Below are 15,272 nucleotides of genomic sequence, written 5' to 3'. Positions count from 1 at the left end.
CCAGCAGGAACGGTCCTAACCGCCTGCGCTTCTGCAGAGAAGCCGAATAACTCCATTTTATGCCTGCCGCTGCCAGCGCTTCAGCAGCAGCGCGTTGCTGATCACCGACACCGAGCTCATCGCCATCGCCGCGCCGGCGATCACCGGATTGAGCATGCCGAGCATGGCGAGTGGAATGCCCAGCACGTTGTAGGCAAAGGCGAAAAACAGGTTCTGGCGGATTTTCTTCAACGTGGCGCGCGACAGCGAGATCGCGTCCGCCACGCTCGCGAGGTCGTTGCGCATCAGGGTGAGGTCCGCCGCCTCGATGGCGATGTCGCTGCCGCTGCGCATCGCGAAGCTCACATCCGCGGCGGCCAGCGCAGGTGCGTCGTTGATGCCGTCGCCGGCCATACCGACCAGTTGCCCGTCAGTCTTGAGCGATTGCACCTGCGCGGCCTTATCCTGTGGCAGCACCTCGGCGTGGAATTCCGAAATGCCCGCCTGTGCCGCGATGGCCTGTGCGGTGGCGCGGTTGTCGCCGCTCAGCATCACCACACGGACGCCCATTGCGGCGAGCTGTGCCACCGCGGCGTGGCTGCCGGGGCGCAACTGGTCGGCGAGAGCGATATAGCCCAGCAACTTCCCGTCGTACGCGAGCGCGATCACCGTCTTGCCCTGTTGCTGAAGGGCGAGAATCTGTTGTTCGTCGATTGTGACTCCTTCGCGCATGGCGAAGGCCGGGGAGCCAAGCAGGTAGCGTCTCCCGTCAATGTCTGCATGCAGGCCGTGGCCGGGGACTTCCCGGATGCCGGCGGCCTGCGCCGGGACGATCTGCCGCTCGCGTGAGCAATCGAGCAGGGCATGCGACAGCGGATGCGTGGAGCCTTGCGCCAGCCGCGCCGCGGTCTGCAGCAGTTCGTCCGGCGAGATTCCCGGTGCGGGCAGCAGGTCGGTTACGCCCGGTTTTCCTTCGGTCAGCGTGCCGGTCTTGTCCACCACCAGCACCGAAAGCCGGTGGGCGCGCTCCAGCGCAGCGGCATCCTTGACCAGGATGCCCGCTTGCGCGGCGCGCCCGGTGGCGACGACGATGGCGGTGGGTGTCGCCAATCCGAGCGCACAGGGGCAGGCGATCACGAGCACGGACACCGCGTTGATCAGCGCGGTGGTAAAGCTGCCGCCGAGCAGCCACCAGGCGGCCAGCGTCAGCAGTGCGATGGCCAGCACAACCGGCACGAACACGGCGGAAATTTGGTCGGCGAGCTTCTGGATCGCGGCCTTCGAGCCTTGTGCCTGCTCCACGAGGCGGATGATCGCGGCGAGCTGGGTATGCGAGCCAACTGCCAGCGCGCGGCATTTGAGCAGGCCGTGCTGGTTGAGCGTCGCGGCATAGACCTTGTCGCCGGCCTGCTTGCCCTGCGGCAGGCTTTCTCCGGTGAGCATGGCCTCGTCCATGCTGGATGAGCCTTCCAGCACCATGCCGTCGACCGGCACGCTCTCGCCGGGGCGCACCAGGAACATATCGCCCGCCTGCATGCGTTCGACTGCCAGTTCCTGTATGACGCCGTCGCGCTCGACATGCGCCATTTTCGGCTGCAGGTTGACCAGTGCCTCCAGCGCGCCCGAGGCCTTGCCCTTGGCGCACGCCTCGAGCAGCTTGCCGAGCAGGATCAGCGTGATGAGTACGGCGCTCGCCTCGAAGTAGAGCGGCTGGTCGAAATTGAAGAGCAGCACCGCGCAACTGAGGAAGTAGGCCGCACTCGTGCCGAGTGCGACCAGTACGTCCATGTTGCTGCCGCCACTCTTCAGGCTGCTCCATGCGCCGGAGTAGAAGCGCCGCCCGCTCCAGAATTGCACCGGCGTGGCAAGCAGCCATTGCAGCCACCCAGGCATCATGAGGTGGACGCCGAAGAACATCAGCAGCATTTCCATGAGCAGCGGCAGGGAGAGCAGCACCGCGATGGCGAATTGCACCTGCTCGCGGCGGTAGGCGACAAGGCGCGCCTGCTTTTCGGCGGCGAAGTCGCGCAACGGAGCAGCATCGAAGCCGGCACCCTGCACGGCCTTGATCAGGGCGGCAAGGTCGGTCTGCTGCGGGTTGTAGTCGATATGCGCCTTTTCGGTGGCGATGTTCACCGTGGCCGCCACTTCCGGCAACTGGTTCAGGACTTTTTCGAGGCGCGCCGAGCAGGACGCGCAGTGCATGCCGGTGATTTGCAGGTCGATGTGGGCTGGTCCGGCCATGCGCGACTGCGTTACTCCGGCCGCATGTGCGGGAACAGGATCACGTCGCGGATGCTCGCGCTGTCGGTGAGCAGCATCACCAGGCGGTCGATGCCGATGCCCTGGCCGGCGGTCGGGGGCAGGCCGTATTCCAGCGCGCGCACATAGTCGTTGTCCTTGTACATTGCCTCTTCGTCGCCGGCTTCCTTCGCCGCGACCTGCGCGTCGAAGCGCGCGGCCTGGTCTTCGGCGTCGTTCAGTTCGGAGAAACCGTTGGCGATCTCGCGGCCGACCATGAACAGTTCGAAGCGCTCGGTGATGCCGGGGCGCGTATCGCTGCTGCGCGCCAGCGGCGATACCTCGACGGGATAATCGACGATGAAGGTCGGTTCGAACAGGTGCGGCTCGGCAAGCTCCTCGAACAGCGACAGTTGCAGCCCGCCGAGGCCGTCCTCCGGCTTGTACTTCGCCTTGAGGTCCTGCAGCTCGCTGACGACGAACTCGCGGTCGTTGAGTTGCGCGCCGGTGAATTGCGGATGGTATTTCTGGATCGCCTGCACCATGGTCAGGCGGTGGAACGGCTTGTCCAGGTCGAGTGGTTTGCCCTGGTAGGTGATGAGCGTTGTGCCCAGCACTTTCTGCGCCACTTCGCGGAACAGGCTCTCGCTGAAATCCATCAGGTATTTGTAATCGCGGTACGCCTCGTAGAATTCCAGCATGGTGAATTCCGGGTTGTGCCGCGTGGACAGCCCCTCGTTGCGGAAGTTGCGGTTGACCTCGAACACCTTCTCGAAGCCGCCCACCACCAGACGCTTGAGGTAGAGTTCCGGCGCGATGCGCAAATACATCTTCATGTCCAGCGCGTTGTGGTGCGTCTCGAACGGCTTGGCCGACGCGCCGCCGGGGATCGGGTGCATCATTGGCGTCTCCACTTCCAGATAACCGTGGCGGATGAAAAATTCGCGGATTGCCTGGATGATCCGGGTGCGCGTCATGAACACCTTGCGCGCGTCCTCGTTGGTGATCAGGTCGAGATAGCGCTGGCGGTATTTCTGCTCCTGATCGGACAGGCCGTGGAACTTCTCCGGCAGCGGACGCAGCGCCTTGGTCAGCAGGCGTATTTGCGTAACGCGCACGGAAAGCTCGCCGGTCTTTGTCTTGAACAGCACGCCGACCGCGCCGAGGATGTCGCCGAGGTCGTGGTGCTTGAAGGTGCTGTGAGCCTCCTCGCCAGTGTCGCCGTTGCTGACGAATAGCTGGATGCGCCCGCTCATGTCCTGAATGGTCGCGAAACTGGCCTTGCCCATCACGCGCTTCAGCATCATGCGCCCGGCCACCGCGACGTGAACCTGCGCGGCCTCCAGTTCGTCGTGCGTCTTCTCGCCATACTCGGCATGCAGATCGCCCGCGAGATGCTTGCGCTCGAAGTCGTTCGGGAAGGCGACGCCCTGCTCGCGGATCGCATTCAGCTTGGCGCGGCGTTCCGCGATGATCTGGTTGGTGTCCTGAGATTGTGCGGTCTGTTCGGTCATGATAGTTCTCTTTTTATTAAACGCCTTGTTTCAGGCTGGCTTCGATGAAGGGGTCGAGGTCGCCGTCGAGCACCTTCTGCGTGTTGGAGATTTCTACGTTGGTGCGAAGATCCTTGATGCGGGAGTTGTCCAGCACGTAGCTGCGGATCTGGTGACCCCAGCCGACGTCGGATTTGGTTTCCTCCAGTTTCTGCTGTTCGGCCTGGCGTTTGCGCAATTCAGCTTCGTACAGGCGCGATTTCAGCATGGACATGGCTTCGGCGCGGTTCTTGTGCTGCGAGCGATCGTTCTGGCACTGCACCACGATGCCAGTCGGGATGTGGGTGATGCGGATCGCCGAATCGGTTTTGTTGATGTGCTGGCCGCCGGCACCGGATGCGCGGAAGGTGTCCACGCGCAGGTCGGCGGGATTGATTTCGACCTCGATGGAGTCGTCCACTTCGGGATAGACGAACAGGCTGGCGAACGAGGTATGACGGCCGCCTGAGGAGTCGAACGGCGATTTGCGCACCAGGCGGTGTACGCCGGTTTCAGTGCGCAGGTGGCCGTAGGCGTATTCCCCTTCGACTTTCAGCGAGGCGCTGCGGATGCCGGCGACGTCGCCCGCCGTTTCTTCCAGCACTTCGACCTGGAACCCCTTGCGCTCACAATAGCGCAGATACATGCGCAGCAGCATGGATGCCCAGTCGCAGGCCTCGGTGCCGCCGGCGCCGGCCTGGATGTCAATGAAGCAGTTGTTCGGGTCGGCCGGGTTGGAGAACATGCGGCGGAATTCGAGCGCCTCGACGCGCTTCTGCACGTCCTCCACGTCGGCGGCGATGCTCTGGAGGCTGCCCTCGTCGTTTTCCGCCTTCGCCATCTCGAACAGCTCGGCGGCGTCGGAAAGATTCTGCTGGATTTCCGTCAGGCCGAGCACTACGCCTTCCAGCATCTTGCGCTCGCGTCCCAGTTCCTGCGCGCGCTTCGCGTCGTTCCAGATGGCGGGGTCTTCGGAGAGCTGCGAGACTTCGACTAAACGTTCCTGCTTGGTATCGAAGTCAAAGATACCTCCGCAGTTCGGCGCTACGCAGACTTAAGTCCTGCAGCTGGTTGGAAAGGGCGTTGAGTTGTTCGGCTTCCATGGACTACCTCTATAAATCCGTTTATCGGGCGAATCGCGGCGTCGCGTGCTCGCTCATTTCTCGTCTATCAATCCGATATGCCTCGTCATTCGCTGTGCGGCTCCTTGCGGTGCCCGCGCGACACGGTGTGGCGCAGCCTCCCGGTGCGGGAGCGCGGAGCAGCAGGCCTACCCGCACCAAATGCTTCGCATCACCGTGTCCGGCCTGCTATCCCGAGAAACGAATTTCTAGAGGCAGTCAGTGTGGACGGAATCAGAAAGGGCGCGATTATAGCGCAAACAAACCCGCTATTACCCCGCAGGCGATTGCGCTGAAGCCGGTGGCGACCTGTTTGGCGAGCGCCCGGCCGCCGATGAAAAACACCATGCCGAACTTGAAGGCGAGATTGGCCAGGACGGCGAGCGCGATCGCCGTGACGGTCTGCTGCTCGCTCAATTGGCCGAGGTTGAAGAGGCGCAGGCTGGACAGGGTGATGGCATCCACGTCGGTCAGCCCAGATGCCAGCGCCACGGCATACAAACCCTGGCTGCCCGCGATGTCTGTCATCCACGCCGAGCCGAGCAGCACGGCGACATACAGCAGGCCGAAGCCGATTGCGGCATGCAGTTCGGCCGGGTTGGTGGTCTCCGGCACATAGAGTTCGGCGGCCTTGCCCAGCTTGCGCCAGTTGTACAGCGCGACCAGCAAACCGAACAGCAGGCCACCTGCCAGCACCGGCAGCAGGCCGGGCAGCGCGCCATAGGCGACCGCGGCGCTGACCACCATGAGGCGCAGCAGCACTACCATGCCGGCAATCACGATCACCGATGCGGCGAGGTTCAGCATGGCCTGGTTGCTCTTGCCGTGCTTTGCGTAGATCATCGTGGTGGCGGTGCTGGAAACCAAGCCGCCGAGGAAGCCCAGCAGCGGCGCGCCATAGCGGGTTCCTACCATGTGCAGCGCGGCATAGCCGGCCAAGCTGATGCCGGAGATCAGTACTACCATCAGCCAGGCCTGATGCGGGTTGAAGGCATCATAGGGGCCGTAATTCTGGTTGGGCAGAATCGGCAGCACAATAAAAGTCAGTACGGAGAATTGCAGCACTGCAACCAGGTCGCGGCGCGTGAGTTTCTGTGACAGGCCGCGCAGTTCGGGCTTGAAGTAGAGCAGGGCGGTGATGCCGATCGCCAGCATTACGGCGAGCTTTGCGAGCCCGTACCAGACCATTGCGCCCAGCCCGTAACACAGCACGAGCGCGATGATGGTGGTGGTGCCGGGATCGCTTTCCTCGCGGGGGCTGTTGAGGTAGGCGGCGACGATTGTTCCGGCCACGGCAATTAGACCGGCAATCAGCAGCCAGGGCGAAGCGAGTTTCGTGGAGAGCAGCGCGGCCATGGTGCCGAACACGGCGACCAGCGCGAAGGTGCGCAGCCCGGCCTTGGTCGAGGGGTTGCGTTCGCGCTCCAGCCCGATCAGCAGGCCAATGGCGAGGCTGGTGAGGAACTGCGGCAAGGCTTCGATGCCATTGCCCTGCAGAAAGCCGGTTTCCATTGCTTCACTCCCTTGCGTGCCAGTGGCGGATGATGAGTTGCAGGCTCTGCGAACCATTGTATTCATTGACGCTCAGGCTGTATACGGCATGGATTTGTTCGGGCAACGGCTCGTTGTGCCCGAACAGTATCGCCTCGATTGTTTTTCCTTCCTTCTTCAGGTGCAACTTCAGATGTCTTTCGCCGACCACGCGCTGGTTTTGCACGGCGAAGTCGTCGTTGAACTGCGGGGCGGGGAAGCCCTGGCCCCATACCTGTTCGTCCAGTAGGCGCGCCACGTCGAGGCTCATCTCGGCATGCTCCAGCGCACCGTCGGTCTCGATGCGTTGCGCGAGGTCGCTTTCATCGAGCAGTTCGGCGGCGACCTGCTCGAAGGCGGCGGCAAAATTTGCAAAATCTGTTTCGGCGATGCTCAGGCCCGCGGCGGCCGCATGCCCGCCAAATTTCCTGATGAGCGAAGGGTGGCGCTTGCTGACGAGATCGAGTGCATCGCGCAGATGCAGCCCTGCAATGGAGCGCCCCGAGCCTTTCAGTTCGCCATCATTGGCACGCGCGAAGGCGATCACGGGGCGGTGGAACCGGTCCTTGAGGCGCGACGCGAGGATGCCGATCACGCCCTGATGCCAGGCTTCGTCGAACAGCGCGAGGCTGAAGTTGCCGCTGACATCGACTTGCTCCAGCGCCACCAGCGCGCTGTCCTGCATGTCGGCCTCGATGCTGCGCCGTTCGCGGTTGAGGGCGTCCAGCCTTGCGGCAATCTGCATCGCGGCGGCATCGTCATCGGCCAGCAGGCAGGCGATGCCCAGGCTCATGTCGTCCAGCCTTCCCGCCGCATTCAGGCGCGGCCCGACGGTGAAGCCCAGGTCTTGGCTGGAGATTTTTTCTGCGCGCTTCCCGGCTACCTGCAACAGGGCGTTAATGCCGGCACAGGCGCGTCCGGCGCAGATGCGGCGCAGGCCTTGCTGCACGAGGATGTGATTGTTCCGGTCCAGCTTCACTACGTCGGCGACGGTGCCCAGCGCGACCAGATCGAGCAACTCGAGGAGTTTCCGTCCCTGCTCCTCGGTTATCAGCCCTCTGGTTCGCAGCTCGGCACGCAACGCCAGCAGCACGTAGAACATCACGCCGACGCCCGCGAGGTGCTTGCTCGGGAAGGCGCAGCCGAGCTGGTTCGGATTGACGATGCACGCCGCATCGGGCAGCGTATCGCCGGGCAGGTGGTGGTCGGTCACAAACACCTGCATTCCGAGGCGGTTGGCCTCGGCGACGCCCTCGACGCTGGCGATGCCGTTGTCCACCGTGAGCAGGATGTCCGGGGGCAGTTGCAACACGTTACTGGTGGAACTGCTAGCCATTCGACTAGGCGAGCCAACTACGCTCGCCAAGTCGCTGGTTATGGCGCAGCCAGCCGATTGCGGGAGTAACTGCTTTGCCGTTTCTCCGCTATCGGATGGTTTGTCGGTGCCGTATCGAAGCGGCAGCTGCACAGCGAGGTGGACGATCTCGGGCGTCAGGCCATAGCCGTATTCGAAGCGGTTCGGCACGATGAAATCAACCTGCGCGCCGAAGCCGCGCAGGCCGCGCACCGCCACCGCGCAGGCGGTTGCGCCGTCGGCATCGTAGTCGGCGATGACCAGGATTTTCTTGTGTGCCGCAATGGCATCGGCCAGCAAGCGCGCCATTTCGCGCGCACCCTTCAGGCTGTCGAACGGCAGCAGGCCCGCAAGCGAGGTGTCCAGTTGTCCGCTATCCGCGATGCCGCGCGCTGCAAAAATCCTGGCCAGGGCCGGCGTATAGCCGCTGTCGAGCAGGCGCTGCAGGGCTGAGGGGGGGATGCTGCGCGGGGTGATTTTGGGCATGGGGCTGCTGCGTGGAATCCTGAAAAATTGGTGCGAGTGTAGCAAACTGGCCGTTTGCCGCCTCGTTTTTTTCGGGCAGGTGCGTTAGAATTGCGTCCATTTTTCAAGTCGGACATAAATATCGTGGCATTGATAGTTCAGAAGTACGGCGGCACATCGGTCGGCAGCCCCGAGCGCATCAAAAACGTGGCGCGCCGCGTCGCGAAGTTCAAGGCGCAGGGGCATCAGGTCGTGGTGGTGGTCTCCGCGATGAGCGGCGAAACCAACCGTCTCGTTGCGCTGGCCCATGAAATCCAGAAACACCCTGATCCGCGCGAGCTGGATGTGGTTATTTCCACCGGCGAGCAGGTCACCATCGGCCTGCTGGCGATGGCGCTTAAGGACATCGGCCTGAAGGCGAAGAGCTACACTGGCGCACAGGTCAGGATCCTCACCGACAGTGCTTTCACCAAGGCGCGCATCGTGAGTATCGACGAGCAGAACATCCGCGCCGATCTCGCCAACGACTGCGTGGTGGTCGTGGCCGGCTTTCAGGGTGAGGATGAGCACGGCAACATCACCACGCTGGGACGCGGCGGATCGGATACCACCGGCGTAGCGGTTGCCGCAGCGCTGCGCGCTGACGAATGCCAGATTTACACCGACGTAGACGGCGTTTACACCACCGACCCGCGTGTGGTGCCCGAGGCACGTCGCCTGAAGAGCATCACCTTCGAGGAGATGCTGGAGATGGCGAGCCTCGGCTCCAAGGTGCTGCAAATCCGCTCGGTGGAATTCGCCGGGAAATACAAGGTCAAGCTGCGCGTGCTGTCTTCGTTTCTGGATGAGCCGGGCGAAGGCACGCTGATTACTTTTGAGGAAGACGACAAAATGGAACAAGCCATCATCTCCGGAATCGCGTTCAACCGCGACGAAGCCAAGATCACCGTGTTGGGCGTGCCCGACAAGCCCGGCATCGCCTACCAGATTTTGGGGCCAGTCTCCGACGCCAATATCGACGTGGATATGATCATCCAGAACGTCGGCGTGGACGGCACGACCGACTTCTCTTTCACCGTGCATCGCAACGAATTCGTCAAGGCGATGGACATCCTGAAAGGCAAGGTGCAACCGCACATCGGCGCACGCGACGTGGTCGGCGACAACAAGGCCGCCAAGGTCTCGGTGGTTGGCGTCGGGATGCGTTCGCATGTCGGCATTGCCAGCAAAATGTTCCGTACTTTGGCGGAAGAGGGCATCAACATCCAGATGATTTCCACCTCCGAAATCAAGATTTCCGTGGTCATCGACGAGAAGTATCTGGAGTTGGCCGTGCGCGTGCTGCACAAAGCCTTCGATCTCGATCAGGAAGATGCGTAATACGCGCGTAATCGTTTGACCTTTCGGGTCGGATACATTACTATGCGCGGCCTTCGGAGAGGTGGCCGAGAGGTCGAAGGCACGCCCCTGCTAAGGGCGCATACGAGCTTAAACTTGTATCGAGGGTTCGAATCCCTCCCTCTCCGCCAGGCAACTAGCATTACGCGCCCGTAGCTCAGCTGGATAGAGTACTTGGCTACGAACCAAGGGGTCAGGAGTTCGAATCTCTTCGGGCGCGCCATAAAATCAATGGGTTAGGTCAGAAATGGCTTAGCCCGTTTTTCTTTCTGCACGACTTTTGCACGATTTCGCACCTATAAACACTCATCGGCACTAACTCTATCCTCACATGTTTTCAATGTGTTGAATCCGTGGCCCAAAATATTCCCAGTATAGATTTGGTGCTCAACCAAGGGGTCAGGAGTTCAATCCTTTCTGAGTTCGTAAGCGCCAATTTCTCCCCACCTTAGAGGGTTGAAGGAATGGCGGATATCTACAATTTAATTAGGTGTGGTAGTCGCGACCTGATCTGGCAGGCGATGTCCGATAGTCGGCCAAAGCGGTCTGCCGGGGATGAGTCGAACACGTCCGGTTTACACAAAACTTCGGACCCGCCCGGGCTTGATGTAGCAGCTAACCCATACGGATTCGACAACGAAATGCTTAACGACTCGACAAGTCTCCTTCATGATCACGATGACTGGCATAGATCGTCGTTCGACGATTGATCACCATTTGCCGACGAGTTCCAGTTTTTCCAGCTTCATCACCCTCTGTGTTCCGTCGTTACTTGCCAGGCCAAGCTCAGAAAGAATTGCCTTTGGGGTCGGCTTGAACCACTGTCGGCAGACATCTGCCAGGTCACCATTTTCAGCTCGGCTCATGAACAACTTGATCAACTCATTGGTCAGTGCCGGATTCACTTGCAGATAGAAGTCGCCTTCTCGTACCAGTTCGAATGGGGAATTGGCCATTTCTGATTTGGGCCTCTGGAACATTTTCCGTGGCAGGCGCAGTTTCGAGTCCGGGATTTTCTTCAGAAGGTTCTCCCGGAAGATCGGTGCCATGAGGTCAATCACAACGCCATTGCATTCGATCCAAGCATGAAAGGCTTCGTTGTGGCTGGCGACTTCTCCCTTTTCGAAAGTCTCCATGTCCGTAAAAGCCATCACAAAGTCAGTTGCATCATCGACATGGAAGAAGGCAGAACCGCAGACGGGTTGAGTTTTAAGCCCGAATGCCTTGTCGAGGATATAGCTACCAACCATCGTGAAAAACACGCACCCGTTGGCGGTATGAGCATCCACGCTGTTTAGGACGGTAACCAGAATACGGTTCAGCCGTCCGTAGTCGGCAAAGGAGAGCGGGAGTGGTGTTGATTTAGTTTTTTTCATTGCTAAGCCAATTCTGAGGTTCAGTAGCTATTCAGGTCATTCAGCGCAAAGCAGCGGCCAGCCGTTGGCAGATCGCCACATCTGCTCACCCAGCTTCAAAATGGTGGCCGTGTCGTCGCAATGTTCGAAGTGGGCATCGAGGCGCAGGAAGCTGAAAGTCCAGTTGTAGTCGGCCAGCGCAGGATAGCGATAGAGAGCTAGGCCACCTGTGCCGGGATCACCAAACGTGTGTTCCCTGGCACGGTTTCTCAGGCTTGATGCCATCCCGGAATAGACAATCGTCGTATTCCAGAACCGCGCCAGATCGTCTGTGTGTCGGCCAGCTCGCACCGCAAGATTGTAATTCTTGACCGAAGCCTTCTTCTTGTTTTGCTTCTGGATGTAGGTGGTATCCCAAAGCGTCTGGGCAGCCAGCACGGACACCGGAGCGTTCGTCGTCACGAAATACCAGCCAGGCACATCCTTGATGCCCGCATCGGTGTGCCAACTCTTATTTTCAAAATCGATCTTGGCCGTTTGATATGGTCCGGTCACAAATGCGCGAAATGCTTCCACTCTTAATCCCCATCACAAGCAGAACAGCAGATATTGGCTTAGCAGAAAGGCTGCTTCGTCCATCCACATTGAATAGCCGTCGATTGTAAGTGGGGATTACGTGAGTTGAACAGCCAAAAAACAAGCCCCAAGAAGGGGCCTGTCAAAAAAGAAATCACTCAGAACTTATCTGGTCAGCCGTCTTTTTGGACGTTTTCGATAAAACTCTCCATGTCGTCCAATTCTTCCTGGCTGTAATCGAATTCACCCTCGTGCTCTTTGCAAAGCCCTTTGTCGTCCAAGTCCTCCAAGCGGAAGAGCTTGTCATCACCACAGCAGCGGCAACGTCCGTACTGGTATTCGTCCCTTGCGCAACTTGGGCAAACCCATTCCGAATCATCACCAGGTTCAACAAGGCCAAGCGGTTCGCTATGAGAGCTGTGGGTGCCGCATTCGATGCATGCAGGCGTCAGACCATCTTGGATGATGCCGGCGATCAACGGAGCCTGTTCGGGTTGAACCGGTGCCCCATTCATGTGCCCGATAACTTCCTTGATCTTCTCAACGTCTCCGGCTTCACTGCTAAGCCTCTGGTCGTGAAAATATGGACCCTTGGGGTCATCCTGCATCGCCTTGCGCGTGTTGTAGCCGAATGCTGCGGCTACGAGCATGTGAGCGTGACCAGATTTGATTTCTGAGCTTGCGCCAAGGCGCTTGCTTTCTTCGCGCAGATGGTCTGCCGCTTGTTTAGTGTAATCGATGTCGATTTTGTGGCGCATAAAAAGCCTCTTCAAGTCGTAGGTGTGCGTGCCGTCTGAGCGTTTAACCGGCCAAATGCACATGACTGAAAAAGATCTGTACTGGCCAACGTAAAACAAATGATTCGATGCTGTTTTGGGGGCACTCGTATCGATGGTGCCACTCAGCATCCTGCGTTTTGGGTCGCTCATAACCGAGGCCGCAGATGGCCCAGTCCGCCGAAACGGAACATGTTGAATAGCGTAGCACGAATGTTTTACGTCGGCAAACAGTGAATCGCCCCGGGTTTTGTAGAGACTGCGCAGGCAGCTTTGTGCGCTACTGCAGCCGTTCAAGCGGGGGAGGGTTGAACGGCAAGTAATGGCCGACTATCGGACATCGAGCCTGCTAGGTCAGATCGCGACTACTACAAATTTAGGCAGCACTACCAAGTGCTTCAGCCCATACAACTTTGTGTTGGATTAATCGACTGCCGGCTACTTAAGTGTTGCACGACTTTTACCGCACTCATAGACATTTATAGGCGCTTAAAGAAGTGGTAGCATGAACAACTATTTGATTAAATTAGCCATGCCGCCTGATGTCACAGGCTACGAACCAAGGGGTCAGGAGTTCGAATCTCTTCGGGCGCGCCAAATTAACAAATCGCCTAGCGTTGACTCGCTAGGCGATTTTTCTTTTCAGCGACTGGATTGTTGCCGCTTACCAGAACAGCCTGCCCTGCATTGGCTCTTTCCCGTTTCTAACCAATTCATCCAGCAGGGATCGGGCGGTTTCGGTAGCGCCGTGCTTTTGGCCCATGTTCAGCAGATGGGCTAATGCCTTCTCGTAAGGATATTCCGCGTCCATCCACTCGTCGGTGAGTTGCTGCGGCGTGTACTTCCTGACCTTCAGCGTTCCGGAATTGACGCAGATGAGGTGGAAGGAGGAGGGCATCTTCTTCGCCACGATGGCGACATGCCGCTGGCGATCCATCAGTACCTGTCCGCATACTACGTTCGGTTCGGCCTTGATGAAATCATGGGTTCGGTAATCGGTGATGTCCTTTGCCATTTTTATAAGTTTATAAAGCCTTGAACAGCCTTGTTATCGGCAGGCTGCGGTGTTTCTTGAGTTTTTTCGTGCTGCGAAGTTGCAGCGCGATGGCGCTGCATGGCCTACGAATTGTGCCTATGCACGTTCCAGGTCACCACGCCCCAGACGGCGAAATCCTGCCCCGGTCCGATCATCATGTCGGGGTAGTCCGGGTGTGCCGCGCGCAGCATCTTGCCTTCCGGCGTGTGCAGCAACTGCTTCACGGTGAATTCGCCGTCCACCACTGCGATCACTACGCAGCCGTGGGCGGCGAGCACGGAGCGGTCCACCACCAGCAGGTCACCGTCGAAGATGCCGAGGCCGCGCATCGAATCGCCGCCGACCCGCATGAAGAAGGTCGATTCCTTGTGCTCCACGAGATGCTCGTCGAGGCTCAGGTGCTGCTTCACTTGGTCGTCGGCGGGCGAGGGGATGCCCGCCGGAACCGCCTTGCGCAGCAGGGCGTGATGCCGGTGGAAAAGCTCCCGGTTCGGGTGTGTCAGGGAGAGCAGGGCGGAAGGCGGGGTGCGGCGGCCAAGGCCGGGTAGGGTCTGTTGCATGATTATTTACCGGTATTTGCGGATCAGGCCGGTCAGCACGCCGAAGATTTCCAGCGAGCCGTGCGGGCGGATCACCGGAAAGGCGGGATTGGCTGGGCGCAGCACGAACTGGCCGCGCTCCTTGTCCAGGGTCTTGAGCGTGAACTCGTTGTCCACGATGGCCACCACGATGTCGCCGAGGTTGGCGGTCAGGCGCTTCTCGACGACGGCGATGTCTCCATCATGGATGCCGGCGTCGATCATCGAATCGCCCTTCACCGGGATCAGCGTCGTCGTTGAGGGCTTGTCGATCAGCAACTCGTCGATGACGTAATAGTCCCCCTGCGTTGCCGTAACCGACACCGGCATGCCGGCCTGCACCGAAGACTCGGCGAGCGGCCGCGCGAAGAACTGGCGTGTCGGCACCCAGACCCCGTCCGGCGTGCGCTCGATAAAACCGGCCTTGCCGAGCCGGTCCAGAATCGCCTTGACCCAGGATTTGGAGGCGATGCCGAACACCTCGCACAGCGAAGCGTAGGAGGGGATGCTCTTCCAGTCGGCGTAATAGTCCTGCAGCCGGGCGAGATACTCCGCGTCCCTGGGGTTGGACTCGGGCGAGGGGGAATCGAAATCGGTCATGGGGACACCTGTACAGAACGAACGTACTGGCACTATAAAAGAACGAACGTTCTGCTGTCAAGCCTTATGGGAAAGGCGGCTTCCCGCCTATGCCTGGATATTTCGGCATATGGTTTTCAGGGGAGGTTGCTGCTAGTGTTCGGGGCTAATGTATTTGGAGCCCCCCGTGTTTGCAAATTTACTGCGACTTCGATTTTTTATACACCCGTTCCCTGACTCGCTCAATCCAGTAATTTCCTTGTGTTTTACAGCCCGGCAGGTTTGGCGCGCATCTTGGCGGCTATGTTGTCGCCATGCGGGATGTGGAGGAGATCGACGATCCTGCGCATCAGATGGTTTTCATGTGCGCTGATTTTCCCGTCGGCATAGGCGACTTGCCACATGTATTCGATGATGCAAACCTTTTCGGACAGCTCCAGTTCCCGGTTGATGAGGGACGTAAACTGCTGAAGATCGTTGGCAGCTTTTGACTTGCGGTGTCCGAGGTCGGAGAGTTGCGCCACTTCCGCATCCGACAAATAAAATCTCTGTTTGAGGATATTGAGTATTGCCGCCTGCTCTTCGCCGGTGCTGTCGGCATCCGACTGCATGACTTCGATCAGCAGCACGGCGGTTGCCAGTTGCAGGGTGTGTTCGGGGCGGCTCCCGGTGTCGGCGGGGGCAATGGTCGCAGAGAGAAAATCACTTAATTTGTTCAGCATGGCGGGTCGCTATTTTCAACAGGAATTCTT

Annotated in this window: 13 protein-coding genes and 3 tRNA genes; 4 read left to right on the top strand and 12 right to left on the bottom strand. The window is 59.6% G+C overall.

Annotated elements, in window-relative coordinates; all coding sequences use genetic code 11:
- Nucleotides 1-57: 57 nt before the first annotated feature.
- From ACRRNM_RS03585 to ACRRNM_RS03565, 5 genes are all read right to left on the bottom strand, one after another.
- The gene (locus ACRRNM_RS03585; RefSeq protein WP_435626867.1) at nt 58-2,223 is read right to left on the bottom strand and encodes a heavy metal translocating P-type ATPase; all 2,166 of its coding nucleotides are present in this window, start codon (nt 2,221-2,223) and stop codon (nt 58-60) included.
- Between the two features lie 11 nt (nt 2,224-2,234).
- Nucleotides 2,235-3,734: a lysine--tRNA ligase gene (gene lysS / locus ACRRNM_RS03580; RefSeq protein WP_435626866.1), complete on the bottom strand. Its 1,500-nt coding sequence runs from the start codon at nt 3,732-3,734 to the stop codon at nt 2,235-2,237.
- A gap of 16 nt (nt 3,735-3,750) precedes the next feature.
- A protein-coding gene (prfB, locus tag ACRRNM_RS03575) for a peptide chain release factor 2 (protein ID WP_435626865.1) occupies nt 3,751-4,855 on the bottom strand; the annotation gives its coding sequence in 2 pieces (ribosomal slippage) (nt 3,751-4,773 and nt 4,775-4,855; 1,104 coding nt in all).
- Nucleotides 4,856-5,122: 267 nt separating this feature from the next.
- Entirely contained in the window at nt 5,123-6,385 is a 1,263-nt protein-coding gene (locus ACRRNM_RS03570) for an MgtC/SapB family protein (RefSeq protein ID WP_435626864.1), read from the bottom strand.
- Between the two features lie 4 nt (nt 6,386-6,389).
- Entirely contained in the window at nt 6,390-8,243 is a 1,854-nt protein-coding gene (locus ACRRNM_RS03565) for a single-stranded-DNA-specific exonuclease RecJ (protein ID WP_435626863.1), read from the bottom strand.
- Nucleotides 8,244-8,366: 123 nt separating this feature from the next.
- On the opposite strand from ACRRNM_RS03565, the gene ACRRNM_RS03560 reads away from it, so the two are divergent.
- The 3 genes from ACRRNM_RS03560 to ACRRNM_RS03550 all read left to right on the top strand — a co-directional run bounded on the left by ACRRNM_RS03560 (nt 8,367) and on the right by ACRRNM_RS03550 (nt 9,843).
- Nucleotides 8,367-9,602: an aspartate kinase gene (locus ACRRNM_RS03560; protein WP_435626862.1), complete on the top strand. Its 1,236-nt coding sequence runs from the start codon at nt 8,367-8,369 to the stop codon at nt 9,600-9,602.
- Between the two features lie 55 nt (nt 9,603-9,657).
- Nucleotides 9,658-9,751, top strand: a tRNA-Ser gene (locus ACRRNM_RS03555).
- A gap of 15 nt (nt 9,752-9,766) precedes the next feature.
- A tRNA-Arg gene (locus tag ACRRNM_RS03550) sits at nt 9,767-9,843 on the top strand.
- A gap of 487 nt (nt 9,844-10,330) precedes the next feature.
- Here the strand turns inward: ACRRNM_RS03550 and ACRRNM_RS03545 are convergent.
- From ACRRNM_RS03545 to ACRRNM_RS03535, 3 genes are all read right to left on the bottom strand, one after another.
- On the bottom strand, nt 10,331-10,996 hold the full coding sequence (locus ACRRNM_RS03545; protein WP_435626861.1) for a DUF2026 family protein: 666 nt from the start codon (nt 10,994-10,996) through the stop codon (nt 10,331-10,333).
- Between the two features lie 36 nt (nt 10,997-11,032).
- Entirely contained in the window at nt 11,033-11,551 is a 519-nt protein-coding gene (locus ACRRNM_RS03540) for a hypothetical protein (protein ID WP_435626860.1), read from the bottom strand.
- 173 nt (nt 11,552-11,724) lie between these two features.
- Nucleotides 11,725-12,480, bottom strand: a complete 756-nt coding sequence (locus ACRRNM_RS03535; protein WP_435626859.1) for a hypothetical protein — start codon at nt 12,478-12,480, stop codon at nt 11,725-11,727.
- A 332-nt stretch (nt 12,481-12,812) separates the two neighbouring features.
- Between ACRRNM_RS03535 and ACRRNM_RS03530 the strand changes: the two genes are divergently transcribed.
- Nucleotides 12,813-12,924 (top strand) — tRNA-Arg (locus ACRRNM_RS03530).
- Between the two features lie 67 nt (nt 12,925-12,991).
- Here ACRRNM_RS03530 and ACRRNM_RS03525 read toward each other — a convergent pair.
- The 4 genes from ACRRNM_RS03525 to ACRRNM_RS03510 form a co-directional block, all read right to left on the bottom strand.
- Entirely contained in the window at nt 12,992-13,342 is a 351-nt protein-coding gene (locus ACRRNM_RS03525) for a hypothetical protein (protein ID WP_435626858.1), read from the bottom strand.
- Nucleotides 13,343-13,446: 104 nt separating this feature from the next.
- Nucleotides 13,447-13,923, bottom strand: coding sequence for a LexA family protein (locus ACRRNM_RS03520; protein WP_435626857.1), 477 nt, complete (start codon nt 13,921-13,923; stop codon nt 13,447-13,449).
- Between the two features lie 6 nt (nt 13,924-13,929).
- Nucleotides 13,930-14,541: a LexA family protein gene (locus ACRRNM_RS03515; RefSeq protein WP_435626856.1), complete on the bottom strand. Its 612-nt coding sequence runs from the start codon at nt 14,539-14,541 to the stop codon at nt 13,930-13,932.
- Between the two features lie 245 nt (nt 14,542-14,786).
- The gene (locus ACRRNM_RS03510) at nt 14,787-15,242 is read right to left on the bottom strand and encodes a TerB family tellurite resistance protein (RefSeq protein ID WP_435626855.1); all 456 of its coding nucleotides are present in this window, start codon (nt 15,240-15,242) and stop codon (nt 14,787-14,789) included.
- Between the last annotated feature and the right edge of the window lie 30 nt (nt 15,243-15,272).

It is taken from the genome of Ferrigenium straubiae (assembly GCF_051257895.1).
Taxonomy (GTDB): domain Bacteria; phylum Pseudomonadota; class Gammaproteobacteria; order Burkholderiales; family Gallionellaceae; genus Gallionella; species Gallionella straubiae.
The sequence above is the reverse complement of the archived record's forward strand: the minus strand, read 5'-3'. Positions and strand labels throughout refer to the sequence as shown.

What these genes read in the sequence shown, in the direction of transcription:
- ACRRNM_RS03585 (WP_435626867.1), bottom strand. Translation starts at nt 2,223, where the DNA reads ATGGCCGGACCAGCCCACATCGACCTGCAAATCACCGGCATGCACTGC.
- ACRRNM_RS03565 (WP_435626863.1), bottom strand. Translation starts at nt 8,243, where the DNA reads ATGCCCAAAATCACCCCGCGCAGCATCCCCCCCTCAGCCCTGCAGCGC.
- ACRRNM_RS03570 (WP_435626864.1), bottom strand. Translation starts at nt 6,385, where the DNA reads ATGGAAACCGGCTTTCTGCAGGGCAATGGCATCGAAGCCTTGCCGCAG.
- ACRRNM_RS03510 (WP_435626855.1), bottom strand. Translation starts at nt 15,242, where the DNA reads ATGCTGAACAAATTAAGTGATTTTCTCTCTGCGACCATTGCCCCCGCC.
- lysS (WP_435626866.1), bottom strand. Translation starts at nt 3,734, where the DNA reads ATGACCGAACAGACCGCACAATCTCAGGACACCAACCAGATCATCGCG.
- ACRRNM_RS03535 (WP_435626859.1), bottom strand. Translation starts at nt 12,480, where the DNA reads ATGAGCGACCCAAAACGCAGGATGCTGAGTGGCACCATCGATACGAGT.
- ACRRNM_RS03545 (WP_435626861.1), bottom strand. Translation starts at nt 10,996, where the DNA reads ATGAAAAAAACTAAATCAACACCACTCCCGCTCTCCTTTGCCGACTAC.
- ACRRNM_RS03520 (WP_435626857.1), bottom strand. Translation starts at nt 13,923, where the DNA reads ATGCAACAGACCCTACCCGGCCTTGGCCGCCGCACCCCGCCTTCCGCC.
- ACRRNM_RS03525 (WP_435626858.1), bottom strand. Translation starts at nt 13,342, where the DNA reads ATGGCAAAGGACATCACCGATTACCGAACCCATGATTTCATCAAGGCC.
- ACRRNM_RS03515 (WP_435626856.1), bottom strand. Translation starts at nt 14,541, where the DNA reads ATGACCGATTTCGATTCCCCCTCGCCCGAGTCCAACCCCAGGGACGCG.